This window comes from Hymenobacter crusticola (assembly GCF_002154225.1).
GTDB lineage: Bacteria > Bacteroidota > Bacteroidia > Cytophagales > Hymenobacteraceae > Hymenobacter > Hymenobacter crusticola.
Genome location: NZ_MTSE01000020.1, coordinates 1 through 24,885, shown reverse-complemented (window position 1 = coordinate 24,885; position 24,885 = coordinate 1). Strand labels below are relative to the sequence as shown.

At 57.8% G+C, this 24,885-nt stretch carries 22 protein-coding genes; 10 read left to right on the top strand and 12 right to left on the bottom strand.

From position 1 onward, the window contains the following. The first annotated feature begins 115 nt into the window (after positions 1–115). From BXP70_RS23250 to BXP70_RS23240, 3 genes are all read left to right on the top strand, one after another. Positions 116–997: an SDR family oxidoreductase gene (locus tag BXP70_RS23250; RefSeq protein WP_218779846.1), complete on the top strand. Its 882-nt coding sequence runs from the start codon at positions 116–118 to the stop codon at positions 995–997. A gap of 73 nt (positions 998–1,070) precedes the next feature. After that, positions 1,071–1,712: a class I SAM-dependent methyltransferase gene (locus BXP70_RS23245; protein ID WP_086596522.1), complete on the top strand. Its 642-nt coding sequence runs from the start codon at positions 1,071–1,073 to the stop codon at positions 1,710–1,712. A gap of 396 nt (positions 1,713–2,108) precedes the next feature. Continuing rightward, complete coding sequence (locus BXP70_RS23240; RefSeq protein WP_086596521.1) at positions 2,109–3,305, top strand: DUF1624 domain-containing protein; 1,197 nt, start codon at positions 2,109–2,111, stop codon at positions 3,303–3,305. 186 nt (positions 3,306–3,491) lie between these two features. Here BXP70_RS23240 and BXP70_RS23235 read toward each other — a convergent pair whose 3' ends face one another. Beyond that, the gene (locus tag BXP70_RS23235) at positions 3,492–4,856 is read right to left on the bottom strand and encodes a vanadium-dependent haloperoxidase (RefSeq protein WP_245849729.1); all 1,365 of its coding nucleotides are present in this window, start codon (positions 4,854–4,856) and stop codon (positions 3,492–3,494) included. Positions 4,857–4,858: 2 nt separating this feature from the next. Next, on the bottom strand, positions 4,859–8,155 hold the full coding sequence (locus tag BXP70_RS23230; RefSeq protein ID WP_086596520.1) for a VCBS repeat-containing protein: 3,297 nt from the start codon (positions 8,153–8,155) through the stop codon (positions 4,859–4,861). Positions 8,156–8,510: 355 nt separating this feature from the next. Between BXP70_RS23230 and BXP70_RS23225 the strand changes: the two genes are divergently transcribed. The 3 genes from BXP70_RS23225 to BXP70_RS23215 all read left to right on the top strand — a co-directional run bounded on the left by BXP70_RS23225 (position 8,511) and on the right by BXP70_RS23215 (position 12,613). Then, complete coding sequence (locus BXP70_RS23225; RefSeq protein WP_086596519.1) at positions 8,511–9,629, top strand: glycoside hydrolase family 43 protein; 1,119 nt, start codon at positions 8,511–8,513, stop codon at positions 9,627–9,629. A 100-nt stretch (positions 9,630–9,729) separates the two neighbouring features. Next, positions 9,730–10,647, top strand: coding sequence for a citrulline utilization hydrolase CtlX (gene ctlX / locus BXP70_RS23220; protein ID WP_086596518.1), 918 nt, complete (start codon positions 9,730–9,732; stop codon positions 10,645–10,647). A gap of 268 nt (positions 10,648–10,915) precedes the next feature. Continuing rightward, positions 10,916–12,613, top strand: a complete 1,698-nt coding sequence (locus BXP70_RS23215; protein WP_143436650.1) for a hypothetical protein — start codon at positions 10,916–10,918, stop codon at positions 12,611–12,613. 160 nt (positions 12,614–12,773) lie between these two features. On the opposite strand, the gene BXP70_RS23210 is transcribed toward BXP70_RS23215, so the two are convergent. Both BXP70_RS23210 and BXP70_RS23205 read right to left on the bottom strand, forming a co-directional pair. Beyond that, on the bottom strand, positions 12,774–13,676 hold the full coding sequence (locus BXP70_RS23210) for a dihydrodipicolinate synthase family protein (protein WP_086596516.1): 903 nt from the start codon (positions 13,674–13,676) through the stop codon (positions 12,774–12,776). Between the two features lie 25 nt (positions 13,677–13,701). After that, positions 13,702–14,187 (bottom strand): cupin domain-containing protein, encoded by a 486-nt coding sequence (locus BXP70_RS23205; protein ID WP_086596515.1) that lies wholly within the window; start codon positions 14,185–14,187, stop codon positions 13,702–13,704. Positions 14,188–14,343: 156 nt separating this feature from the next. On the opposite strand from BXP70_RS23205, the gene pdxR reads away from it, so the two are divergent. Then, positions 14,344–15,816 carry a MocR-like pyridoxine biosynthesis transcription factor PdxR gene (pdxR, locus tag BXP70_RS23200; RefSeq protein ID WP_086596514.1) on the top strand — a complete coding sequence of 491 codons (1,473 nt, stop codon included), beginning with the start codon at positions 14,344–14,346 and terminating at the stop codon, positions 15,814–15,816. Between the two features lie 108 nt (positions 15,817–15,924). Then, positions 15,925–16,572 (top strand): MOSC domain-containing protein, encoded by a 648-nt coding sequence (locus BXP70_RS23195; protein ID WP_086596513.1) that lies wholly within the window; start codon positions 15,925–15,927, stop codon positions 16,570–16,572. A 97-nt stretch (positions 16,573–16,669) separates the two neighbouring features. Here the strand turns inward: BXP70_RS23195 and BXP70_RS23190 are convergent, their stop codons facing one another. From BXP70_RS23190 to BXP70_RS23170, 6 genes are all read right to left on the bottom strand, one after another. Further along, positions 16,670–17,293 (bottom strand): MarR family winged helix-turn-helix transcriptional regulator, encoded by a 624-nt coding sequence (locus BXP70_RS23190; protein WP_245849728.1) that lies wholly within the window; start codon positions 17,291–17,293, stop codon positions 16,670–16,672. Continuing rightward, positions 17,283–17,570, bottom strand: coding sequence for a hypothetical protein (locus tag BXP70_RS29600; protein WP_143436649.1), 288 nt, complete (start codon positions 17,568–17,570; stop codon positions 17,283–17,285). Before BXP70_RS29600 ends, BXP70_RS23190 begins: the two co-directional genes overlap by 11 nt. Positions 17,571–17,597: 27 nt before the next feature. After that, a complete protein-coding gene (locus tag BXP70_RS23185; protein ID WP_086596511.1) occupies positions 17,598–17,861 on the bottom strand; it encodes a DUF2024 family protein in 264 nt (87 codons plus the stop codon). A 135-nt stretch (positions 17,862–17,996) separates the two neighbouring features. Then, a complete protein-coding gene (locus tag BXP70_RS23180; RefSeq protein WP_245849727.1) occupies positions 17,997–18,470 on the bottom strand; it encodes a protoglobin domain-containing protein in 474 nt (157 codons plus the stop codon). Between the two features lie 93 nt (positions 18,471–18,563). Continuing rightward, positions 18,564–18,818, bottom strand: coding sequence for a hexameric tyrosine-coordinated heme protein (locus BXP70_RS23175; protein ID WP_086596510.1), 255 nt, complete (start codon positions 18,816–18,818; stop codon positions 18,564–18,566). 9 nt (positions 18,819–18,827) lie between these two features. Beyond that, on the bottom strand, positions 18,828–19,559 hold the full coding sequence (locus BXP70_RS23170; RefSeq protein WP_086596509.1) for a hypothetical protein: 732 nt from the start codon (positions 19,557–19,559) through the stop codon (positions 18,828–18,830). A 603-nt stretch (positions 19,560–20,162) separates the two neighbouring features. Here BXP70_RS23170 and BXP70_RS23165 point away from each other — a divergent pair. Next, a complete protein-coding gene (locus tag BXP70_RS23165; RefSeq protein ID WP_086596508.1) occupies positions 20,163–20,768 on the top strand; it encodes an FMN-binding negative transcriptional regulator in 606 nt (201 codons plus the stop codon). Positions 20,769–21,366: 598 nt separating this feature from the next. Next, positions 21,367–21,903, top strand: coding sequence for a hypothetical protein (locus BXP70_RS29595; protein ID WP_143436648.1), 537 nt, complete (start codon positions 21,367–21,369; stop codon positions 21,901–21,903). A gap of 222 nt (positions 21,904–22,125) precedes the next feature. Here BXP70_RS29595 and BXP70_RS23155 read toward each other — a convergent pair whose 3' ends face one another. Both BXP70_RS23155 and BXP70_RS23150 read right to left on the bottom strand, forming a co-directional pair. Then, positions 22,126–23,100 carry a PorP/SprF family type IX secretion system membrane protein gene (locus BXP70_RS23155; RefSeq protein ID WP_179197795.1) on the bottom strand — a complete coding sequence of 325 codons (975 nt, stop codon included), beginning with the start codon at positions 23,098–23,100 and terminating at the stop codon, positions 22,126–22,128. A 70-nt stretch (positions 23,101–23,170) separates the two neighbouring features. After that, on the bottom strand, positions 23,171–24,885 hold a 1,715-nt coding region (locus BXP70_RS23150), incomplete at its 5' end, for a gliding motility-associated C-terminal domain-containing protein (RefSeq protein WP_143436647.1).

Here is a 24,885-nt window from a genome sequence, read left to right as displayed (position 1 = left end):
GTTGGCCTCGCTTACGCCATACGAAGCTAGCTTGGCAAAAGATAAAGAGTAGGTGGGGAGTTCGTGCCGTAAAGTATTTACGCGCTTGCTGCGTCAGCCAGAGCATCACCTCCGTATGCTGCTTATCATGACTGACCTGCAAAATCAAATTGTTCTTGTCACCGGCGCTACGTCCGGCATTGGCGAAGCCACCGCCCGCACGCTCGCCCAGCGCGGCGCCCACGTAATCTTGCTAGCTCGCAACGCCGCCAAGGCCGAAGCCACCCGCGCCGCCATTCAGCAGGCTGCTGGCCACGATCGAGTTGATGTGCTGCTGGCCGACCTCGCCGACTTAGACCAAGTACGCCGCGTGGCCGCTGAGTTCAACGCCCGCTACCCTCGCCTCGATATCTTGGTGAACAATGCCGGATTACTGCCCGGCAAAGAGCGCAAAACAACGCCGCAGGGCTACGAAGCAGGCCTAGCAACCAACTACCTAGGTCCGTTCTTGCTGACGGCACTGGTATTCGACAAGCTCCAACAGAGCCCGGCCGCTCGCATCATCAACGTGTCGTCGGAGGGCTACCGCTTAGCGAAGCCCAACTTCGCTGATTTACAGCAGGAAAGGGGCTACGGTCCGATGCGGGTGTACAGCAACACCAAGCTCTACAATATCTTATTTACCCAGGAGCTAGCCCGCCGCCTGCGCGCCCACGGCATCCAGAATGTGACGACCAACGCCTTGCACCCCGGTGTAGTAGCCTCCAGCTTTGCCAGTGACAGCAACGGGTGGATGGCGGCTGCGATGCTGCTGGCCCGGCCGTTCATGATTTCTGCCGAGCAAGGCGCGGCTACTTCACTCTTCCTCGCTGCCGACCCGAGCGTGGCCCAAATCAGCGGGGGCTACTACGTGAAGAAAAAGCCGGAAGCGGTGAAACATCCATTTAGTACCCTAGCAAATGCCCGTCAGCTCTGGCAGCACACCGAAGAACTAACCGGCGCGCAGTTCTTGGACTAACAGGCTGACTAGTAGAGAAGGTACTGCATGACAGCTACCAACACTTTTTTAAATCGCTTCACCTGCCCAATTGATGAATTCCAAAGCCAACCAGCCATTTCCCGAAAAGCTTTTCCGCCGGCAAGATGAGTCGCCCGACGCGCTGTTTTACCAAGCACCGCGCTTTGTGACCCACATCGACGAGGGTGCCATTGCGGCCGTCACGCAGCTCTACCGGGAGTATTTTCCGGCCAACGGCACCTTGCTGGATCTGATGAGCAGCTGGGTGAGCCACCTGCCCGCCGACGTGGCGTACGAGCGGGTAGTTGGACTAGGGATGAACGAAGCGGAATTGCGCGCCAATCCGCGCCTGAATGAGTACGTGGTGCAGGACCTGAATCAGCAGCCCACGTTGCCTTTCGAAGCGGCCAGCTTCGACGGCGCCGCCATCTGCGTGTCTATCGACTACCTGACCCAGCCGGTGGAAGTGTTGCGCGAGCTAGGTCGGGTGCTGCGGCCGGAGGCGCCCCTGGTGATTACGTTTTCCAACCGCTGCTTTCCCTCCAAAGCCATTGCCGCCTGGCACGCCCTCGACGACCACGGCCACCTGCAGCTCGTCGCGCAGTTTTTGCAAGCGGCTGGTAACTGGCACGCCACCGAGCTCCTCGATCGTAGCCCCAGGCCGCGCCGCAGCGACCCGCTGTTTGCAGTAGTTGCGCGCGCCGGGGCCCTATAAAGCAACAAGCTAGACGCCCCATGATCCGTTGCCCTAGATGTCGGATCGGTTATCGGCTGCAAATGCTGGCGGCCTCCGATCCGACGCCCTAGGCGTCCGACCGATTGTCGTTTGTGGAAGGTAGTGCAGGCTAGGTGCCTTCTTTCCGACGACTCGTTCGCGCTGGTCCGACGCGCTAAGGGTCGGACCAGCGCGAACGGGCAGAGTAGCCCGATCACGTGCGCTGCGCCTGTAAAGCTAGCATAGTAGGATGAAGTAGTGCGGCGCTTTTTGAGGCGCTGTTATAATCTTACGCATTCAGTGTCAGCGAGGTAAGAAATATAGTATCTTGTTGGCAAGACATCGGCTCAGATACTTTCTCTCGCCGAGCCCGATAACGTAAGCTGGAGTTCACTCATGGAAGCTGCCACTACATTGCCGCCGCTTGCTAGGGCTCGCCGCACTGCTTTTCCGCGCGTGCAAGCCATTGATATTGTGCGCGGCCTCGTGATGGTCGTAATGGCTCTGGACCACGTGCGTGAGTTCTGGAACCCAACTCTGATGCAGCCCGAAGACGTTACCCAGACCTCCATCGCGCTGTTTCTGACGCGCTGGGTTACCCATTTCTGCGCCCCAACTTTCGTGTTTCTGTCGGGCACGAGCGTGTATTTGTACGCGCTCAAGCAGCCTAGCCGCGGGGCCGTTAGCCGCTTTTTGCTTACGCGTGGTCTGTGGCTGGTGGTACTCGAGGTGTTCATCGTCAACTGGCTGTTGCAGTGGCATCAGTATCAGTTTGTTCTGCTGCAAGTTATTTGGGCAATTGGCTGGTCGATGGTGCTACTGGCGGGCCTCATCTGGCTGCCGCGCTGGCTCCTAATCACCCTCGCCGTGGTGGTGATTGGAGGGCATAACATGCTACCCACTATTGTGCTCAAGACGCCCGCCGACGCGGTGCTAGCCCTCCTGCACAACCGCCCTACGATTATCCCACTGCCGGGCTTGCCGCCGCTGATGGCCGCTTACACGCTGGTGCCGTGGTTTGCCGTGATGCTGGCGGGGTACTTGATTGGGCCGTGGTTTCAACTGCCGCTGGCGGAACGCCAGCCGCGCCTGCGCTTGGCCGGAGTGGTCCTGTTAGTGCTGTTCGTCGTGTTGCGGGCCGTTAACGTGTATGGCGACCCGGGGCCGTGGAGCGTACAGCCGCGCGGGTTGGCCTACACGGTGCTGTCGTTCCTGAACGTGGCCAAGTACCCGCCGTCGTTGCTGTTTCTGTGTATGACGCTGGGCGTAGCGCTGCTCTTGCTCAGCGGTTTGGAAACGGCCACTGGCCGCGTGAGCCAGTGGCTGCGCACGTTCGGGCAAGTGCCGTTTTTCTATTACCTACTGCACTTGCTATTGAACAGCGTAGGCGCCGCCATCTGGACCTCGCTCGCCTTTGGCCGATCCGTAGACCTAGGTTTTACGGAAGTAAAAAACTGGCCTGTGGGGTACCATTCCAGCCTGCTGCGCGCTTACGCGGCGTGGGCGCTGCTCATCCTAGTGTTGTACTGGCCATGCCGCTGGTACCGTCAGTTCAAGCAGCAGCACACGTATTGGTGGCTGTCGTACTTATAATTTGGTTCGCATACCTGTTAGGCTATGCTGGTCGCCAGCTGGTCGTTTCGGAAGCGCTTTTCGTTTGCTTGCTTCAAAGCAGTTTAAGCAGCAATGACAACTGGTCTGTGTAGTTTTATTAGCATGATACGTAGGCAGTTGCTGTGCTCTGTGAAGCTGCTTCGCTCGGCTTGACGAGCAAACGGCTTACTTCGTATAACCAAGTGTACGGGTGGTGATGAATGGCTTGAGCCCTGCGTTTTCGAGTCTCGACACGATATAGTCGCCTACCTTTTTGCCCTGTGCGTTGCCGTTATTGATGCTTTCCATGTAGTGAATGCCACCGTAGAAACGGGACACGGAGGCTTCCGTAGCTGCCTGCCGAAACGACGTAAACGGCCGCTCGCCGCTACCGAAGGGAATTTCGGTGTTGTCAATGTAAGCCATCTTATCGCCCAGCAGGTAGGTGAGCACCTCCGCCGAGGCGTTGGAAATAACGGCGTGCCCGCTGGTGTACTCGGGGAAGGGCGGCGTCTGTAAAATCGGTTGCCACTTCACGTCCATGTACCGGTTGATGTACGTTTCGGGGCGGATGCGGTTGGTGTCGTACTTTATTTCCCAGCAGCTGATAAAAGCGTCCATCAGCGTGACGCCCTCCGCGCACAACACCACCACAGTCTTGTCAAAACCTAGCTTGGCCTGCTTGGATACCAGCGCCGCAATGTTCATCCAGTGCCCGCCGGGGCTGATCTTCTTGAACCCAATGGACATGTGGCCCGAAGTGTTGACGGCAAAGGGGTTACAATCCCAGAACTGCGCTATTTGCAACTGCTCGGGCGTGAGGTGCTTCGTTACGTCGTACACGGCTTTCACTTGCTTGTAAAAGGCCGAGGTGGTGTCGCGGCTGAAAGGCGTGAGCGGCGCCGGCCGAAACTGGTTGGCCGAGTCAATGACCATCGGGCGGATCGTTTTCCAGTTAGGCTCTACTGGGTCTAGGTACGCCGGGGGCGTCGGGTACCACTTGCCTTCTTCTTTCAACGGCGTGTAGCGCTTCAGGGCACTGAGCTTGCCATAGCGGTCCGTTTTGGAGAAGCCCACGACGGCGGCCGACGCTAGCTTGCCCACCTTCACCGACTGGGCCAGCATGGCTGGCTTCAAGCCTTTCTTCTCCAGCGTCTGCAAAAAGCTAGCTTGCTCTTCCGCCAGGTTTTCCCCCGAAGGCAGCAGGAGCCGGGCGGTTTCCAGCATGCTATAGTACGCCGCTATCCGGTAGTCGTACTTGGCCGTGATGGTATCGAGCCGGAGGGTGAGCGGGAAGCTTTTGACGAAGCGCGACAACGCTGGCAGGTTCTTGTTGTGCGTCGCCACGATGCTGTAGGCCCCGAGCATGCTGTAGGCGTAGTAGCGCGCCGCCACTGGCGGGCTCACCACGTCGTGCACCATGGTCATGTTAATGGCGTCCAGCGCTTTACCCGGGTGGAGCTGCTCGTCGAGGGTAGGGCCGTGCGCGTGTAAGCTGCTGTAGCTGAAGAGAAAGAGGAGGGTGGTTAGTGCGCGTATCCTGCGGCTCATCGTTACTTCTTATAAAACTGTACGGGACCATTGCTGACGCCCACGACCAAATAAGGCTGCTTATTCACCGTGATTTCACTCACCGATTTCACGTCGCCCATCACGCAGATGCCGGCCGTGGACTGCTGCACGTAGCTGAAACGACCTTTACCATCGCCTTGCAGCAGGCAGCCGTAGTTGGCATCCATGCTACCTAGCTTTAGGCGATTGTCGGCGTGGTTGCCAAATAGGAGCAGGTCGGGGTGGCCGTCGTGGTTGTAGTCGCCGCTGGTAATCTGGCTAACTACTGAAAACTGCGCCTCAGTTGGCAGCTCTGCGGCCACAAATTTACCATTATTGTTCAGGTACAGCATGGTGCGCAACTCATTGGCTTCCAACTTGCCTGCCTTGCCTAGCTCTTCCGCGGTGAAAATATCGCGCATCCCCGCATCGGCGTAAGCTTTGTAGGAAGTGAAGCGGCGGCGCATGGGGTAAATTTCCTCGTTCAGCTCATCTCGACTCACAAATGGGTAGCTCTTGCCCTGCACGTAGAAGTTCAGGAAAGGATCGATGGAACCGTTGTTGTCGAAATCCGCGTAGTACAGCTCGGCAGGCTCCTGAGTTGTAGCGCGAATCTGGGTGTTCAGACCTAGGTTGCCGGCCACGATGTCCGGTTGGCCATCGGCGTTTACATCGGCCACGTGCAGGCTAAACCAGAACCCTTTTTGCGGCGTGGCAAAGTAATCATTCGTTTGATCCTTAAAGCCTTGCGGTGTATTAAGCCAAACCGTAAGGGGCATCATCTCCCCGCACATCACTAGGTCTTTGCGGCCGTCTTTGTTCAGATCCACCCATTGGGCGTCGGTCACCATGCCGGCTTGGGCAAACGGCACATCGGCGGCCGTGAATTTGCCTTTACCATCATTCACCAGCAGGTAGCTAGGGGGCGCCATTGGGTACTTGCCGGGAATCACGCGCCCACCCACGAATAGGTCGAGGTCGCCGTCGCCGTCGGCATCGGCGGCTCGGACGCAACTCTTGCTTCCGGCGTTAAGCTTCGGCAGGCCCGCCGGCGAAAGAGCTAGGTGACCTTTGCCATCGTTGAGGTATAGCTCGTCCTGTAGCTCCTCGTTGCCGGCCTCATACAGCGAGTAGCCGCCTTTGGCCAGGTACAGATCGGGGGCACCGTCGCCATTCGCGTCGAAGAAAGTGGCCGCTGCTACGGTGCCGGCAGTCGTGCTACCGCTGCGCGCGAGGGCTGCCTCCACGAATTTTCCGCCGGGCTGTTGCAAGTAAAGCTTGCCCACTTCGTCTTTGGCGCCGCTCACAAACAGATCCTCCAACCCATCCTTGTTCACGTCGGCTTTCACCATCACCGGGGCGGTTTTGGAGTACATAAACAGCATGAGGAGCTGGCGCTTGAAGTCATTCAGGGCAACTTCTTCGGGCTTGAAATCAAACAACGGCGCAGCGGGCTTGAACACCGTTTTGGGTGTCGGCGCCTTGCGGGCGTACGGTTTTTCACTGGGCTTGCCAGTGAGTTGGAGCAATTGGTTCGCCTTCACCTTGGTCAGGAGCTGCGACGTTTGATCGGGCCAAATGACGCGAACCGAATCGACCATCTGGCTGGTACCTAGCCCAAAGTTCAGCGTGGTCGACACGCACGAGAGGTAGCCGCGGTTGGGGTTCACTTCCTGGTATTGCACGTTGCGGGGTGTGTACACGTACACCTTGGCGCCCACGGCGTTGGTATTTTTATCCAGCCCTTTTAGCTTGAAAGCTAGGTAGTTGGCCTGATGGTCTTCGGTGCTGCGGTTGCGGTAGATGCCGGCGGGCAGGTTGATCGTGTTGACCACCAAATCTAGGTCGCCGTCGTTATCCAAATCGGCGTAAATGGCGCCGTTGGACATATTCGCCTGATTTAGCCCCCATTCTACCTGCTTGTTGGAAAAAGTCAGGTTGTGCTCGTTCCGGAAGATGTAATCGGGCACCGAGGTGGAGGGCATGGCCGTTACCAAATCCATCAGCAGGAACGGCTCGCGCGCCATGGCCTTTTTGATTTTATAATCGCCCCAGTAGCGCAGAAAATCCTTATTGGTGTAGTCGCGCAGGTAGCCGTTGCTGATGTAAATATCCTTGAAGCCGTCGTTGTCGAAGTCAGCAATCAGGGGGCACCAGCTCCAGTCGGTACTCGAAACGCCCGCCAGTTGCCCGATTTCGCTGAATGTGCCATCGCCATTATTCAGGTGCAGCATATTGCGCATATACTGCTGGTATAAATCCTGGCTGAGCATCAGCCCAAACGTTTCATAGTTTTCCTGCAGTTGCAAGGATTTCTGGCGGTGATTATCCGCCGGCAGCATATCTAAGGTAAAAATATCGGGTTGCGCGTCGTTATTAAAATCGGCAATATCTACGCCCATCGAAAAATGCGAATGGTGCCGCAGCATATGCTTCGACTTATCCGTAAACGTACCGTTATGATTATTTAAATAGAGATAATCGGGCTCATTGTAATCGTTGGTAACATAAATATCAGCCCATCCATCTTTATTTACATCTGCCACGGCGATACCTAGGCCAAACGTCAGCGGACTTTGAACAATACCGGCGGCTTTTGAAATATCGGTAAAATGCCCGTTGTCGTTTTTAAATAGTTTATTGCCTGCTAGCGCATCCACTTCGCCTTTGTAGCGGGCAAATTCCATGTTGTCAATCTTCTTGATATTATGATTGAGCAGAAACATGTCGAGGTCGCCGTCATTGTCATAATCAAAGAAGGCGGCTTGGGTGCTGTACCCTAGGTCATCGAGCCCGTAGGTGGCAGCTTCCTCCTTAAATTTGCTGTTTCCTTGGTTGATAAACAGCTGGTTACGGCGCACCTCATCCGCTTTCTTGCCCGAGTAGCAAACGTAAATATCCAGCAGGCCGTCGCTGTTCACATCGGCCATTGTCACGCCGGTTTTCCAGCTGTCTTTGCGCCCGGCCAGGCCCGGAGCAGCCTGCTCCGTAATATCCTTAAATTTGAAATTGCCTTGGTTGAGATACAGCCGGTTGGGCCGCATGTTGCCGGTGAAAAATAAATCCGACAGACCATCATTATTAATATCGCCAACTGCTACGCCACCACCGTTATAAAAATACTCGTACGATAAAATATTAAGGGCTTCGCTTTCGCTGACTTCGTTTGTAAAGGTTATTCCGGTTTCCTTGGCACTAAGTAAAGTAAACAAAGGCTGCTGCGCGTTGCTGCCAATAGCAGGGCATAAAAACAACGTGCACAGAAAAAAGAAACCGGCTCGGGAGCGGCGAGTACGCATGGAATAGGTGTTTGTCGGAAGGGCGTTCAACTGTTGAAAGTACAACTCAGGCCAGTGGTACTTTCTGTAATATTGGAATTAATTATGGGTTCTTTGCAAACTCCGACGGAGAAATTTATCGGTTTGAGTTTGCGCACACGCCAGCCGCCTGAGCAGATTAGCTCGGAAGAAAGGAGCCAAGCCCAGCAGCCGATTGGGTGGCGATAGGCGCTCCTATCACAATCGGTTGCGGTGTTTTCCGAGATAGATAAGTTTGAAAAAGCCTGAAAAGCTAGGTAACTAGGCCAGTAAATAGCACAAATGGAGCCTAGGTGTTCCGGTATCTTGCTGCTACAACCTCAACCCATATTATACAATGCGTACCCACCGCAAAGCCAATTTCCTCACGCCCGCCCTTCTTGCTTCGCTTGCGCTGGCTAGCGCTTGCCAGAGCAACAGTACCAAAACGGAAACCTCAACGGCTGCTACCGACGCCGCTCCAAAGACGCAAGCTGGCGACTCGACCGGTAAGAAGTACCTCGCTGAGCCGCTCGTGCGCGACATCTACACCGCCGACCCTTCGGCGCACGTGTTCAACGGCAAGATCTACATCTACCCCTCGCACGACATCGAGACGGGGATGCCAGAGAACGACAACGGCGACCATTTCGCCATGCGCGACTACCATATCCTCTCCATGGACAGCCCCGAGGGGAAAGTGACCGACAATGGCGTTGCGCTTGATGTAAAGGATGTGCCGTGGGCCAAGCGCCAGATGTGGGCGCCGGATGCAGCCTTCAAAAATGGCACGTATTACCTGTACTTCCCTGTGAAGGACAAGCAGGATATTTTTCGCATCGGAGTAGCCACGAGTAAGAGCCCGACCGGCCCGTTCAAGGCTGACCCACAGCCAATTCCTGGCAGCTACAGCATCGACCCAGCTGTGTTTGCCGATGCCGACGGCAACGCTTACATGTACTTTGGTGGCATCTGGGGTGGGCAGCTACAGCGGTGGCGCACCGCTAAGTACGACTCGACCATTGCGCCGAACCAGCCTGCTAATGAAGTGGCCATCGGCCCCCGCTTTGCCCGCATGAGCAAAGACATGCGCAAGTTCGACGGTCCGGTGCAGGAAGTTAAAATCCTAGACGAAAACGGTAAGCCGCTGCTGGCCGGCGACACCAAAAAGCGCTTCTTCGAGGGCGTTTGGATGCACAAGTACAACGGCAAATACTACCTCACGTACTCGACCGGCGACACGCACTTGCTGGTGTATGCTGTGGGCGATAAGCCAGAAGGACCGTTTACGTACAAAGGCGTGCTAATGAACCCGGTGCAAGGTTGGACCACACACCACTCTATCATCGAGTTCAACGGCAAGTGGTACATCTTCTACCACGATACGCAGCTCTCCAACAAAACTTGGCTGCGCAACGTCAAAGTTACGGAGCTGAAGCGCAACGCCGACGGCACCATTGAAACGATCAATCCGTAACCTGTAGCGTTACTTGCGCCTTCTGTGCGGCCTCCTGATGTTCAGTCAGGAGGCCGTTTTTTTGTGTTCTAACGAAAGGGGACCTAGCTTCGGCTTCCTTATGCAAGCTGCTTCTACTGTCTTTCTCGTGCGGCCCGCGCGCTTTTCCTTCAATGCGGAAACGGCCCCGTCCAATTCCTTCCAGCAAAACCTAGCTGCCCTCACTCCGGATGCGGTGCAAGCGCAAGCCTTCGCCGAGTTCGATGCGGCCGTAGCCATGCTCCGTGCCAAGGGCGTGCATGTGCTGGTCTTTGAGGACACGCCCGCACCGCCGAAGCCGGACGCCGTTTTCCCGAACAACTGGCTCACGCTCCACCCCGATGGACGGGTGCTGCTCTACCCGATGTGTGCGCCGAACCGCCGGCACGAGCGCCGCGCCGACATTCTGGAGGAGCTAGGTCGGCAGTTTCGCATCACGGAAGTAGTTGACCTGTCGCCCCATGAGCAGGAGGGAAGGTTTCTGGAAGGCACTGGCAGCATCCTGTTTGATCATGTGCACCGCGTGGCGTACGCCTGCCTCTCGCCGCGCACCCACGCCGCGCTTTTTGCGGAAGTAGCCGCGACGCTAGGCTACCGGTCGGTCGCTTTCCATGCCAATGACCAACAAGGCCACGCCATTTACCACACCAACGTGATGATGTGCATTGGGGCTAGGTTTGCGGTGGTGTGCCTGGCGAGCATCACCGATGCGCAGGAGCGCGCCACGGTCGCTGCCTCGCTCGTCGGAACTGGGCACGAGCTGGTGGATATTACGCCGGAGCAAGTAGCGCACTTTGCCGGCAACATGCTCACGCTACGCGTTGCTACCACCGAGCTGCTTGTGCTTTCCCAGCAAGCCTTCGAGGCGCTGACAGCTGCGCAGCGGCAGACCCTAGGTCGCTACGGCGAGCTAGTACCCCTGGCTATTCCCACGATTGAAACGATAGGAGGGGGCAGTGCCCGGTGTATGCTGGCGGAGGTGTTTTTGCCTAGGCTGTAAGTGCACGAAAGGCGGTTTTGCTTAGCGCCAATGAAGTAGAAGCGTACTAGTCAGTACCCTGAAGCTAGATCACAAAGCGCCCGATAAGCGACATGGTTTGACTCGTAACTTCTTCGCTCACATGAACATGTGATTGATAAGCCAGCACGAGCTATTTACTTTTAGTAGGTACTTGCTTAGGGGGCTAGGAGGCGTGCGTTTGGGATTTCTACCAAGCGCTTTCAGAACGTCATGCTAGGCTGGTCGCACCGCTACTCTGCTTCTGCTTATGAAAAACACCCGCATTTTATCTCGGTTAGTGCTGTGTGTGTTCTTGCTCGGAGTTGGCGGAGCGTGTCGTGACAAAAAAACGCCTCCTGCGGCTAGGCAGGAAGTGGAAACTATCGGCTTAATCGCCGGGCAGCGCCTGATGTGCGGGGCGCCGGAGCAGCAGTTCGGGACTGTGCGCTTCCCGGTTGCCTGTCGCGCGGAGCTGCAAGCAGACTTTGCTTTGGGCCTTAAGTTACTGCACTCATTTGAGTATGAGGAAGCTGAAAAAGTATTTGCCGCCATTCTTCGCCAGCAGCCCGACTGCGCAATGGCCTACTGGGGCGTCGCGATGAGTAGCTTTCACCCGCTCTGGACGCCTCCGTCGGAGCCTGAGCTACGGAAAGGCGCCAAGGCCCTAGCAGCTGCTAGGGCCTTGGCGCAGCCCTCTCCCCGCGAGGCCGATTACTTGGCCACGGTCGCTGCCTTTTACCAGGACTGGCCCACCGTAGATCACCACACCCGTTGCCGTCGCTTCGAGGACGCTAGCGCGGCCTTAGCGGGCAAATATCCCCACGATACCGAAGCCGCCACTTTTTATGCCTTGGCGCTCACCGCCGCCGCTGACCCCGCCGACACAACCTTTGCGAAGCAGAAAAAGGCGGGTGCCATCTTGAAGGCGCTTTACCCGAAAAATCCCGATCATCCGGGCATTGTGCACTACATCATTCACGCCTACGACGCGCCGCCCCTCGCCCACCTAGCATTGCTTGCCGCCCGTCGTTACGCGGCTGTGGCGCCTTCGTCGGCCCACGCCCTGCACATGCCCTCCCACATTTTCACCCGTCTAGGTCTGTGGGATGAATGTATTACCTCCAACGCGGCTTCTGCCGCCTCAGCCCGGTGCTACGCCCAGCAAACGGGTATCGTTGGTCACTGGGATGAAGAGCTACATAGTGTTGATTATCTGATGTATGCCTACTTGCAAAAAGGCGACAACCAGCGGGCCGAACGCCAACGACGGTATCTGGCTACCATCACCGAGGTACATCCTGTCACGTTTAAGGTGGCGTATGCTTTTGCCGCTATTCCTGCCCGCTACGTGCTGGAAAACAAGCGCTGGGCCGAAGCAGCTGCCTTGCAAAGCCACCCGGCTAATTTTGCGTGGGAGACCTTTCCGTGGCAGCGCGCCATCATTCATTTCACCCGCCTGCTAGGTGCCGTTCATACAGATAACCCATCGGCCGCGCAGGCGGAGTTGCGTGAACTGGAGCGGTTGCACGCCCGCCTGCTCCAGCAGAAGGATCAGTACAAAGCCAACCAGGTTTATATTCAGCTTACCGCTGGCCAGGCTTGGCTGCAATGGCAAGCCGGCCACCCAACCGAAGCTGTGCAACGCATGACCCTAGCAGCCGATCTGGAAGACCAAACGGAAAAGCATCCGGTTACGCCCAGTGAAGTTGTTCCGGCCCGCGAGTTGTTGGGCGATATGCTGTTGCAACTCAAACGCCCAGCGGCCGCGCTGGCTGCCTACGAGGCTGACTTACAGAAGCATCCCAACCGATTGAACGGTCTGTACGGAGCCGGTGTCGCCGCTGCGCAGGCTGGTCGTGCTACCATTGCCCGCCAGTACTACAGCCAACTGCTAGCCTCCGCCCGGCCGTCTGGCGCCCCTAGGCCGGAGCTAGCTGTTGCACAGCGCTTTCTGGCGCGTCAGTAGTGAAGTTGTACAGGATACATAAAAGGATGCTAGGTTAGAAGTAAAAGAAGCTTGCGTTTCTTTTCAAAATAGGTAGTCCGTTACTCGCTCGAAAAGAGACAAGCCTCACCCCGCCGAAGCAGGGTGAGGCTTGTCGTATGTATTACCGCCGGGCCATTAGTTAGCCAACACTAACTGGCAGTTGCACCCGCTCTAGAATACTACCTAGCTCCTGTTGCTCCGCCTTACTCAGCGGTTGGAGCGGGGCCCGCAGCTCACCAGCTTCTTGGCCTTGCAGCTGCAGCCCCGCTCGAATAGCGCGGGGTAGGCCTTTGGCGACGATGAACTGTAGCAGTTCGAATTGCTGGTAGAAGAGTTGGCGGGCGGTGGCGAGGTCCTGGCGTTGCATCGCCTTGTACAGATCCACGTTCAGCTCCGGAATGAGGTTGGGCGCCGCCGTGCACCACCCCGTGGCCCCGGCCGCAAACGCAGCTAAAGCCAGTGGGTTGGAGCCGTTGTAGAAGGCCACGTCTTCGCCTAGCAGCTGGCGCAGCGCCTGCATGCGCTGCACATCGCCGGTGCTTTCCTTGATCATGGTTATGTTCGGAATTTCCAGCAGGCGCTTGAGCAGCGCGGGCGACATATCCAGCCCTCCCGTAGCGGGGTTATTGTAGGCCATGATGGGCACCGATATAGCGCTAGCCACTCGGTCGTAATGTCGAAAAATCTCGTCATCAGTGAGTTTCCAGTAGCTCATTGGGATGACCATGACTGCGGCCGCGCCGGCCTGCTCGGCAAAGCGGGCGTGGCGCACCACGCCGGTCGTAGTCAGGTGCGAGACGCCCACTAGCACCGGCACGCGGCCGGCTACTTGCTGAAGCGTAGCCTCGGTTATGGCGTCACGCTCCTCATCGGTGAGGTAAGGCAGCACGCCGGTGCTACCGAGCGGGGCAATACCGTGCGAACCGCTGGTCACGAGGCGCTCCACGAGGCGGCGGTAGGTGGGCAGGTCCACCGCGTTATCGGCGGTGAATGGGGTAATCGGGTAGGCAATGATGCCGCGAAAAGGAACGTTCGAATTCATCGGGAAACAAGGCAGGTAAAGTGAATTACAGGTCGCGGCCGCGCTCCTCGCGCAGGGCCACCCCTAGGTTTTGCAGCAAGGGCGCATTCTCGCAGGCGATGTAGCGTGCGCCAACCGTTTCGCTGCGGTTGCCGTGGTTGTGCCAGGCCCAGATGGGAATGTAGATGGCGTCGCCCGCCTTCCACTCTACCAGTCGGTCTTCAATCTGGGTGTAGCCCTCGCCCTCGATGACGTAAATCACCGTTTCGTAGGTGTGGCGGTGCTGGTTGGTAATTTGGCCGGGCAGCAGGCCACCGATGGTTATGCTCAGTGCCACGGTGGGCAGATCCACGAAGAAGACAGGGTGCTTGCGCTCGGTCGAAAACTGGTCGTGGGCGCCGGCCTGCTCCACGTTGGCGTGGTGAAGCTTTGCGGGCATCCGCACCTCGGGACGGGCGTAGGTGTGGTGAAAGTCCGCTGATTGAAACTTGTCTTTTGGCTCGGCTAGGTTGTTAGGGGCAGTAATAGACATGCTGAATGTTAGATAAGGGATGAAACCATGGGTGACGCTGGCAACGCACTGTTTTAAGTCCCGGGTCAGTATGGGTGCTAGCTTCCGACTCTGCAAAAGTGTTTGTAGTTTGGTCCCCTGAATGCATCCAGTTTACTTAAACCAACGGGTCCAACTATGTTACGTGCGTGGGATACCACCTTTCACCCAGAATTTGTGGCCGGCCGGGCCGTTTACCTCCAAATCAGTGAGCTGATTGCCGCTGAAATCCGCCGGGGGCGACTGCAACCGGGCACGGCCCTGCCGGGTACTCGGGAGCTAGCCAAGCAGCTGGGCGTGAATCGTAAAACGGCCGTGCTGGCGTATGAAGAGTTGTTGGCCCAAGGCTGGCTAGAGTCGCAGACCACCCGCGGCACTTTCGTGTCGAGCCGCTTGCCTGAGAGCACCCCGACGGCTTTTGCGCCTGCCGCGCCGGGTTCAGTGGCGCCTGGTTTTCGGTGGCAAGACCCATTCGAAGTGGAGCCCGCGCCCGTGGTGGTACCTGGCGCGCTAGTGTTCAACGACGGCACGCCCGATGCCCGGCTCGCGCCCGTCGCCACGCTGGCCAGCGCCTACCGCCGGGTGATGCAGGGCCGGGGACGGCGCAACCAACTGGGTTACGACAGCCCCCTAGGCAGCTTGCCCCTGCGCGAAGCTTTGTCGCGGATGCTCAACCACGACCGGGGCCTGAGCACCACGCCCGGCAGCATTTGCCTGACGCGAGGCACCCAGATGGCCCTCTACCTAACCGCCCGGCTACTCGTCCAACCCGGCGACGTGGTGGCCGTGGAAAATCCTGGCTACCCGCCCGCTTGGCAAACCTTCCGGCTGCTGGGCGCCGAGCTAGCCCCGGTGCCAGTGGACGAGGAAGGCTTGCGCGTAGACGAGCTAGAGGCGCTGTGCCAGCGCCGGGCGGTACGAGCCCTCTACCTGACCCCGCACCACCAGTTTCCGACCACCGTGACCCTAAAAGCCGCCCGGCGGGTGCAGCTGTTGGCGCTAGCGGCCCGCTACGGTGTGGCCATCATCGAAGACGACTACGACCACGAGTTTCACTACCATTACCAGCCCATGCTGCCCCTGGCCAGCGCCGACCCGCACGGGGTAGTGATCTACATCAGCTCGCTGTCGAAGCTGATTGCGCCGGCCTTGCGGGTGGGCTACGTCACGGGACCAGCAGCCTTTGTGACGGCCCTAGGCCGCCTGCGCACCCTGGTAGACCGTCAGGGCGACACAGTGCTGGAGCAGGCCGTGGCCGATCTGATTGACGAGGGCGAAATCAAGCGGCACACGCGCCGGGCCCATGCCGAGTATCACGTGCGCCGCGACGCGCTGGCCGAGGCCCTGCGCCACCAGCTAGGTGACCTCGCGGAGTTCACGCTGCCTGCTGGGGGCATGGCTTTGTGGGTGACTTTTCCCGCAGACGTGGACCTAGAGCGAGTTGCGGAGGAGCTAGCGCGCCGCAAGGTCATTATTACGCCGGGCAGCCGCTACTATCTGGCGGGACCCGGCACCAACGCCATGCGCATGGGCTACGCCGCCCTGACGCCCGCCGAGCTAGCCCACGGCGTAGAGCAGCTCGGGGCAGTGCTGCGCCAGCTCGGCAGCTAAGCGCCGGGACCAGAAGTACGAAAGTGGGTGGGCCAGCAACCTAGGCTAGCCGGCTGGTGAGTACTTTCGCTGCCTACATCCAGAAGCTAGGCCCTGCCACGTCGTCTTATGCAAATCGTCTCCGTTAATGTTGCCTTGCCGCGCGAAGTGTCGTGGAAAGGCAGAACAGTCGCTACGAGCATTTTCAAGCAACCCACCGGAGAACCTGTGGCGGTGCTGGCCGAGCACCTAGCCGGTGACGGACAGGCCGACCTGCGGGTGCACGGCGGCCCCGACAAAGCCGTGTACGCCTACCCGCAGGAACACTATGCCTACTGGCAGACGCTGGTGCCGCCGGAGTTGCTGAGCCCCGGTGCCCTGGGCGAGAACCTCACCACCACTGGTCTGCTGGAAAGCGAAGTACGGATGGGCGACTGTTTTCGGGCGGGCACGGCGGTGCTCATGGCCGTGCAGCCCCGCCGGCCGTGCTTTAAGCTAGGTATCCGCCTGAACGATGAGCGGGTGGTAAAGCAATTTCAGGAGGCACGGCGACCAGGCATTTACTTCCGAGTGCTGCAAACCGGGGTGCTACAGGACGGCGACGCGCTGGAGCTAGTGGAACGCTCCGCGTACGACGTCACGATTCAGGACGTAGCCGACTGCCATTACCTGCCCCAAAAGGATTTCGCCAAGCTGGCGCAGATTCTGGCCATGCCTTTTCTGCCGCCGTCCTGGCGAGAAGGGTTTGAGAAGATGGCGGCTGCCCACAATGGGTAATAAGGTTCGGCTTAAGAGGGAGTAATGTTGCGCTTAGTGAAGCCTGATTAAAGAAAACAACTTATTACCTAGGCCAGGTGCCAACTCTGGCGCCCTGCTAAAACGCGGCGGCGTGCTCGGGGCAATCGAGGCGGAGCTGCAGGCCTTCGAGCGGGATGTTGAGCAAATGACAGAAGTGCTGGCCCGGCTGCCGTCCGTAGTGGCGGCAGGAAAAGCACATGCGCTGCACCGGAATGGTCCCGGCCTGCTGCAACTGGTGCAGCAGGGTTAGCAGGCCTAGGTATACGCTCATCTTCTGCCGGGCTGGCAGGCTCGCAACGGGCGGGTGGAGGGGCTCCGCAAAACGGCCAGCCTGATCGGCCAGCCGTTCGCCCTCGGGGGTAAGCTGTAGGAAGTGACTGCGCAAGTCAGCCGGGTCTGTACGCCGACTGATCAACAGCTTCTGGGTGAGCGTTTTGACTGCATCACTAATAGTAGCGCGGCTCACATGGTACTCGCGGGCTAGGGTGCTCACCGTGCATTGCCCCAGCGGATGAAAGCGCAGAAATACCACTACTTGCAACTGCAACGGGCTCAGGCCACAGTGGGTAGCCTCTTGCCAGAGTAAATGACGAAACACGCCAGTCAGCCGTTCGAGCGAGGCCACAATCTTGGAATCCAGATCCGGGGGATTGTTCTGTTGGAAAGGGTCGAACGGGCTGGGGGCGGAATCAGCAGTCACAGGTAAAGTCGAGGTAGTGGCGAAATGGCGGGGCAAAGGTACCATTGACGTTCACTACCCGATCCAAGCGGATCCACTCGCCGGTATCAATCACTAAATATTCGACGAGGCCATCCGCTCCCCGCTCGCTGACCAAGTTTTTAAGCAGACCCGTGATGGTTGTGAATTCCCACAAGGGGGTGAAGTATTGCAGATGCGTGTAAGTGCGCAGCGTAATCGTGGCTTCTAGCAAGTCGTGAAAGCTGCAATCAATGGGCTGATAAGAATTGTGTTCCATAAGCCAACAAGAGGAAAATAGGGGCGCCTACTGGCACCCCTGCATTTCGATGATATAATACCCTTGGGCGCTAATAACGTCCACCACTTCCTGCGCTGGCTCGGCGATGTGGCAGAACCGACACTCCTTGGCCGTTAGGGGTTGGCCCTGCTGGCCTTTCGTGGCTAGGTATTGGCGGCCAAACTGATACACCTGTTCTTTGCTGGCTACCTCATCGGACACCAAGATGTCAAAGTGCATGAGTGAACCGTCCTTCTTGGGAACGTAGGTATCATAAACGGCGACTTCCATGAGCGTAATAAGTAAGAAGATGAATGGTTAAAACTGCCCCTCTTTGACGTAGGGCTGCGACCAGAGCGTGGCCGTCAGGGTCACGGCCTTGAACCAGGCCGCGTGCATGGCCTCTACTTGCGCTTCGGAATGCCCTTAGTGCTGCAAGAAAGGCTTGACAGTGGCCGTGAGCGGCACGATGAAGGCCGTGAGGTAGCGCAGGTGAATGAGCGGCTCGGCCGTAGCCTGGTCGGTGACGTTCTTCTTGGCGCTGGTGTGGCGCAAGCCGATTTCGTGCTGGTAGTCGAGCCAGGCCTGGTCGTAGGGCTTGGTGCAGAGGTCGATGATCCACTGCCCGAACCGGGCCCGGACGCGGGCTAAGTAGTCGCCGTCGGGCTGCCCGTGCAGGGAGAAGTAGCGCAGCAAGTGCGGGTGCGCCCCCACAAAGCCATACCACACATCGAGAATAGCGTCGGTCTGGGGAGCCAGCACCTGGCCTGCTTGCGCGAGGGCGGCCACGTCGTCAGCCGAAAAGAGCACGGTTTGTTTGAGCAGTTCTAGCTCATCAAGAGAAACCGGGGAATGGCCAACCTGACCGTAGGTGTAGCCGGGAATGCTAGGATTTTCCATGCAGGAAAAGAAGTAAAAGGTGAAAAAGCAATGGCAAAGCGGGGGCTAGCCCAGCAGAAATGCGGGCCAAAAGCTGCCTGAAAAAGAAGGGAATTAGTGGGCCTGCGGCTGGTCGCGCCAGTAATTATTGGCGGCGGCGATGGTCGCAAATTCGGCGGCCACCGTTTGGCCGATGCTAATGAGCATCATGGGGTTGTCGGCGTAGATGGCACGCTGCTGACGGCGCTTTTCGTCGTCGGGTTGGGTGAGCTTGATGATGAGGCGGGCGAGCTTCACGGCGAGCTGGCGGCCTTCTTCCGGGGTAGCTGTGAGCAGGCTATTGCCGGGTACGAGTTGCAGATCAGACATGGCGCAGGGCTAGTTAGCGGCTACCGTATAGGGCAACGAGAGGTTGCCCGACATCACCCCGTACACCTGATACACGCCTAGCATGGGCCGCTTCTTATCGGAAGCGTTGACTTCCATGTAGCAGGTCACAAGGTCAAATTTGAAGTCCCGCTTGCGGTTGATGCGGTCCAGCGGCACTACCACACGGCCGGTGTTACCCTTCATCGTGACGGTGAAGCCGGGCGAATCCATGTACATGTGCATGCCGGGGGCGCTGGTGGGCGGCAGCTTGGGCGCCGCGCCCATGTGGTCAAACTCCTTCACGGAGAAGCCGCCCGCCACGCGGCTGTCTTTAGTGAGCACCACCCAGTGGGCGTGCCACACCAGCCCGTCATTGGCGTAGTCGCCGTCGCCGTTCTCATCCCAGAGAGGGGTATCCTCGAAGTCGGGGTGAGAGGTCAGGGCCATGGCCACAATGCCGTCGGTGGCTCCCATGCCGATGTCGGTAGATTTGAGCGTGGTGGGAAACACGTAGCCGAGCACCGGGGCGCCGTCTGTTTTGCCAGCGGGCTTAGGCTGCGTTTTACCAGCGGCGCCGGTTACCTGAAACTCGAAGACCAGCGTTTCCAGCTCGGGTAGGTACGTGATAGCGGCTTTCTTCGGAGTGTAGTCGGCGTTGTTGTAGGCCGCACCCGAAGACTGCGCGAAGCTACTGCCAGTCAGGGCACTAAGCAGCGCTAGGGTAAGCATGGGCTTTCTCATGAGGGCATAACTTGTGGTTGGAGAACGGGACAAAAGTAGATGGCACTCCTAACCAATTATGCATGTTCCCGCACTGGACCAGGCAGCATATAAATACTGGTCCGGGGCAATAGGGAAGTGCGGGAAAAGCCAAGGCGAAAGGCCGAACGTTGCGCGTCTGGTCGATAATCCCGCGTTACTTAGCAGATAGAGGACCGCCGTAAAGCATTCATTCTCCATAATTGTCCTCGATGCTAACAAACACAAACAAGCTGCTCCAACGCATCAGAACAGCTTGCTAGATAGACCTCACTTCATCGATTGGTTTTCACTACCTGCGTAGCAACTGAGGTAGTGGTAGGTTCCTTTCACAAGCAGGTGCAGGGTTCAACAGCCTAGGGTGTAGCACACGCCGCCGTCCACTTCGAAGAACTCGGCCCTGGGACATTGAGTGTATAGCTTCGCAAAACCACCTACTTTGGTCATTCGCCATAAGAGGCGCGTGCAGTTTATTGAGGGGTAGCGCACAGCGAAATTGGTGGATAAGCTTTTACCAAACTGGACCATCGTAGCCAATTCGTTGGGTACTACCTTGTCCCTGTTTTCTCCCACAAATCGTCTGGTATGTACATCCCCGCTGAGTTTCTATTGACTGACCAGGCCGAAGCTTTGGCTTTCATGCAACGCTATAACTTCGCCACCCTAATCAGTGTCGACCAGGGCTTGCCGGTCGCCTCGCACTTGCCCTTCCACGTAACCAGCGAAGGACCGCGCATTTTGCTCACTGCGCACCTAGCGCGCGCCAACCCGCAATGGCGAACGTGGGCGGCGCAAGACGTGCTCGTAATCTTCACCGGGCCGCACGCTTACATTTCGCCTACGCTTTATGAACAGCGGGAAAGTGTACCGACTTGGGACTACATTGCGGTACACGCCTATGGCAAGGTACGCCTGCTAGAAGATACGGCCGCCAAAGAACATGCGCTGCAGCAACTCATTGCCATTCATGAGCCAGCCTACCAAGGACAGTGGGATACGCTGCCCGCAACGTATAAAGCTAGCCTGTTACGCGCCCTCGTTGCCTTTGAAGTAGAGGTGAGTAGCCTACAAGGCAGCAAGAAACTTAACCAAAGCCGCTCAGCCGTCGAACGCGCCTCCATCGTTGAGCACCTAGCTGGCAGCGACGATTCGGTCACGCGTGACCTAGCGCCCTATATTCAGAACTCATAAACAGTAGGGTCGGCCGGTAGCATTTGCTGAAGCTTTGCGCAGTTGCCGCAAGAAAAGAGTGGTATCGAAAATAGGATTTGATGCGCTGGCAAAGGACGGCAGCAACCTAGCCTACGAGGTACAGCTGAGACCTTGCTGCTCATTTGGCGGAAGGTAAACAGCAGAAAGCTGCGGGCTGGCCTGCCGCCACACATCTAGCTTACGGACAGGGACTGGCCTTTATCTCGGTCTGAAAAAAGTTGCTAGTTTCAATGACAGTTTTGCAGAACTTGGCTTCATCACTAAGCCTATACTCGTAAACCCTCATGCTGGAATCGTAGAAGTCCTATAGCTCTTGAGCTGAAAGAAAAGCACTTATGAGCAGCTTACTGCTTCTGAGTCAGGCACTGTATTTCTTTTCGTCATGGGCTTTACTTTAACCACGCTTGGGCCAGGAGGGAGGCTGGCTTACAGCAAAAGGTCGGGGGTAATATTGCTCAAACGAGCGATTCCAAGCAGGTTAGATAAGACAGTGAAGAGCCCTGAAAAATATTTTCTACGGCAACCAACCTTTTGCTTTGGGCAAACACTTTAGGTCGAAACTTTTATAATTCTTCCTATGGTGTACTTATCTCTGCGTGCGTTGATGTGCGCTGCCCTAGTCCTATGCGCAACGGCTTGTGACCAGCAAGAAAATGATCCAAAACCCGTTACCCCGCCAGTTAAAGTACCAAACGAGGCCAAATATCATCCGGTCGCCGTACGCTATTATGTTAGACCGCTGAGCAGTTCTGCCACGTTGCCCGTTAGCCCGCCGAACATAACGGTAGAGTATGAACGAGTAGCACTGTTGCCCACCCCGCCTCACCGCTTACTACCGCCCAGTCCGCAGTTTCATGACCAACAAATGAGCGTAGCCCTCAAGGAAGCCCCATTGCCTCCTATTCCTACCTATGCGAAGTCAGGTGATACTAGACCCAAAATCACCGTTACGGTGTGGGTGGAGGATGCGCTACCTAGTGACGCGGAAGGGGGCTACGAGGTGATCAGCGAATTACTCGTTGATGGCCGGATCGTAGCAGACACTTCCTTCAAAGTGGTGCCCGGGCAAAACACCCCCTTGTATGCCATCACGCAAACCGAAGTCGCCTATTAAGCGACTCTCGGTTACGTCGATAGTAGCCTTAGGCGCTGTCCTAAGCTATGGTAGCGCAACGTTTCAGTCACTTCCTAGCTGCGTTGGTAGAAGTAGAAAGGATAGCCTAAGAACAGCTGCGTACGCTAGGTCGTACAAAGGTACTTTTACACAACAGGCGTTGGCGTCTGCTAGCTGAAGAATGGGCTAGGGTCTTGCCTTTTGCCGTGGCACGAACGTGTGCTACCAAAACCTGCTCGGTGGGCAGACCACCTGTGCTCTTTTCTTCAGCCGCAACCCTAACAGCACCTCGTGGCTGCCGTGGTGGTAGTCGGTAAGCTCCGAGACCCCTGCATCGTAGGAATACCCTAGCATAAACTGCTCGTAGCTGATGCCCACCATGCCCACGACGGAGTCGAAAGCCCGCCACGATGCACCAGCCCATAGCAGGTCCCGGTACTTGAGCTTGGCATTGATATCGAGTGAAAGCGGCGCCGGGCTGACGGACTTGACTAGCACCGACGGCACCACCGACCAGTCATCATTGAGCGGCACCCGCACCCCGGCCGTGGCGAAATAGTGACGCTTCAGGGAATTGCCTGCGCCGTCACCCAGCGAGTTGAACGTGTAAGAGAAGTCGAGCTTGTTGGCCAACAACTGCGCACCCGATACGCCCACGTAGAAATCGGGGCTGTACACCCAGAGGCCCACTGAGCCGTCGAACACCCGCGCGGCAGCGCTGGCCGCGGTAGTGGTGGGGTCGAAGAAGTGTAATTGTTGCCCATCGACAGCAAACTGCTGCATGCCCGCCGACACACCTAGGGCTGCCCGGATTTTAGGTGTCAGGGCCAAGTTGTAAGCGTAGGAAACGTAGGCGCTGGTTCGGCTCGTAGGGCCGGTTACGTCCTTGTACACGAAGCCGCCCACCGCATGAAACGGTCGTCGCCCTTCGCGCAAGGTACGCTTGCCGGTGGTGCGCCACTTGCCGAGCGAAGAGTTAATGCTGGCGTAATACGTCTTAGGCGCTCCTTCCAAACCTACCCACTGGGTGCGGTAGCTGAGCTTGACGTCGATGTAGTCCTCCACGCCCGTTGCGCCGGGGTTCAGGAGGTAATTGTTATTCATGTACTGGCTGTATTGCGCCTGCTGCTGCGCTAGGGTCGGCACGAAGGCCAGCAGCAACAACGAAAGCAGCACCAGAGGTAGAGCTCTTTTCATAACAGGAAGTGCTTTAGCATCTATCTGGAAGATGATCATCCTGCTGCGCTTAGCGCAGCAGGATGTTTTATTAATATAGAATGGTAATAGACCCACTATAGGACCTGCCCAGCGGGCCCTTCGTGACGACTACGTAATAGTAGGTGCCTACCGGCGCGGGCTGGCCGTTGATGTCGCCGCGCCACTCATTAGCCCGGCTGTAGTTTTCGGACGAGAAAATCCGGTTGCCCCAGCGGTTGAATACGCTCACCGTCGTGTTGGGAAACTGCTCGATGAACTCAATCTGCCAGGTGTCGTCGCGGCCGTCACCATTAGGCGTGAAGGCGTTGGGAATGCGGATGGGCGGACGCACCGTTACGGTCACCTGATCGGCGTCGGCGCAGCCCCCAGCTCCGGCCGAGAGCGTGTAGGTCGTCGTGGTGGTGGGTGCGGCCCGTGGGCGTAGCTGGTCACCATTCGGGAAAGTCAGCCCCACCGCCGGCGACCATGTCACCGGGTACGTGCCATCGGCGCGGCCATCTAATACGACAGCGGAACCAAGCAGAATTTCTTGATCCGGGCCAGCATCCACGTCCACTGGCGGTTGGATGCGTACGGCGATACCATTAGAAATAACTGCCGCGGGCTGCCCACATGCGTCGGTGGTGCGCAGGCGCAGCGTCACAATTTGGCCCTCGCGCAGCGCTGTGCTGGTGAATACTGGGTTTGTGGCCCCGGCCACGTCGCTGCCATTTACTTGCCACTGATAGCTAGGTGCCGTGCCGGGCTCTGTCACATTGGCGATGCTGAAGGTTAGCGGGTCGCCTAGGCAAACCGGTGTACCGGGCTGCACGGCAATGGCGAGTGTAGGCGGCGTGGTCACCGAGCGCGTCACCGTAACGGTGGCCGTAACTGGACCCGTGCTGCATAACCCCACCGTGGGTGTCACCTCAACGCTTACCTGATTGCCCGTGACCAGCGTGCTGCTGGTGAAGCTAGGTCCACTAGCGACGGCTACATTGTTGACGAGCCAACGGAATGTCGGCGCGGTGCCTGCATTCGTAACTATAGCTGTGAAGGTAAGTGGCGTGCCGGCGCACTGTACGGGCGGCGCTGCGAGGCTTACCGTGGGCGTTACAAGGGGCTGAACTTGTACTGGCACTGCGTTGGAAACGGCTGTTACAGGCTGCCCACAGTTGTTGGTAGTGCGCAGACTCAGCGTTACAGTTTGACCATTGCGCAGCGTAGTGCTGGTGAAGGTCGTTCCTGTTACTCCCGGCACGTCGGTGCCGTCCACCTGCCACTGGTACTCGGGGGCCGGGCCCGCATCTGTCACGCTAGCGATGCTAAAGGAGAGTGGCGCACCTAGGCAAACCGGGCCGCCCGGCTGCACGGCAATGGCCAGTGTAGGTAGTGACGAGAGAGCCGTGCGTCTTACCGTGACGGTAGCAGTGGCTACTCCTGTGCTGCACAAGCCGGCTGTAGGCGTTACGTCCACCCGTACTTGGTCACCGGTCACTAAGGTGCTGCTAGTGAAAGTAGGCCCACTAGCCACCGGCGCGTTGTTGACGAACCACTGGAACGTAGGGGCGGTGCCGGCGTCGGTTGCCACTGCCGTGAAGGTCAGCGGTGTACCAGGGCACTGCTCAGGTGGCGTGGGCAAGCTTACCGTGGGCGTTACAAGAGGCTGAACCCTTATCAAGACTGGATCAGATGTGACTGCCCCACAGTCACCTGACGTCACGCGACGCCGAAAGTAGGTAGGAGCCGTAAGGGAGCCGGGCGCGTAAGTGGATTCGTTGGCGA